Annotated in this window: 1 protein-coding gene; it reads right to left on the reverse strand. The window is 39.0% G+C overall.

From position 1 onward, the window contains the following. Window positions 1-241 precede the first annotated feature (241 nt). Window positions 242-1255 carry an IS110 family transposase gene (locus tag I6F53_RS20060; RefSeq protein ID WP_010555531.1) on the reverse strand — a complete coding sequence of 338 codons (1014 nt, stop codon included), beginning with the start codon at window positions 1253-1255 and terminating at the stop codon, window positions 242-244. Window positions 1256-1340: the final 85 nt, after the last annotated feature.

Genomic DNA, 1340 nt, shown 5'->3' on the forward strand with positions numbered 1-1340 from the left:
AGTTCATATATGGTCTCCTCCAGTATTGCAAGGTGTCATTCAACGATAGTAGGGACAGGTTTGCTGTCATATATACGGCCTTTTAGTGAAGATTATTACTTCTGACCTTGATGTAATCCGCGCATATTGTCCTGATCAGGTTATCGGTATTTACTACCACTGAACTCTATAGGTTTTCAATATGCAGGTTTGACCTGTTATGTCATCGTTTAAGCCACTTACGCAATTCTTTGAAGAGTATTTATACGGGTGAGTAACTCTCACCTGAAGCGCTAATAGCCCAAGCCATTCTCGCCATCTTGTTGGCATAAGCTACACATGCTCGATTATGCCCTCGAGTTTGAACCAGTCGGTTTATCCATTGACTTAATTTATCATTCTTCGTTTTTGCTCTTGAGACAACAGCTTTTGCTCCTTGGATCAACAGGCACCTTAAGTAGCTATTTCCTCGCTTACTTATCCCAAGTAAAGTATCTTTTCCGCCACTACTGTGTTGACGCGGAACGATACCTAAAGACGCTGAAACATCGCGGCCTCTTTTATAGTTACTGCCATTTCCAACTTCATTGAAATAGGCGCTTGATACCATAGGACCAAATCCAGGTATTGTTTGGATCCGTTGGCAAATATCATTATTTTTTGCTGTTTCAACTATTAATGTACTGTAAGTTTCAATGCAGCTGTCTAAGTTACTCAATTGTGTTTCTAACTGCTTTAGTACCGCTTTAAATGCGCCTGATAATCCGGTATTTTCATCTTCTAAAATTAGGGGGATACTTTTGCGTATTGTGTTTACACCCTGATTTAAAATAATTCCGTATTCAGCAGTTAAGCCTCGGATTTGATTGCATAGTGCCGTTCTTTGTCTGACCGCTAATTCTCTCGCTTTGTGCTGTGCTTGGTTATCTTGTTGCTCAACTGATTTTATACAGACACTCTTAATATGATGTTGTTTTGAAGCAACGCTAATTGCTAAAGCATCGTTATAATCATTTTTATTGCCAACTAAGAAGGCTTTTACATGCTGAGGTGGAATAAGCTTTATCTCATGACCACATTTTCTGATTTCTCGAGCCCAAAAATGAGAAGTTGCACAGGCCTCTAAAGCAACTAAACACGTAGTGTGTTGTTGGAAAAAAGATAACACTTGCGCACGCTTTAACATTTTCTTTTTAACTAAGCGCCCTTGTTCATTGCAGCACACCACATGGAAAAATCTTTTTGCTATGTCTAAACCAATTGTTGTAATCTTCATTTTGGTCTTCTCCCTTTGATTATTGTAACTACTTTAATCATGGCACATAGATGCCGTATAGGGAGGAGACCATTACATCAGGTTA

Source organism: Pseudoalteromonas sp. SWN29 (assembly GCF_015864465.1).
In the GTDB taxonomy this organism is placed as follows: domain Bacteria; phylum Pseudomonadota; class Gammaproteobacteria; order Enterobacterales; family Alteromonadaceae; genus Pseudoalteromonas.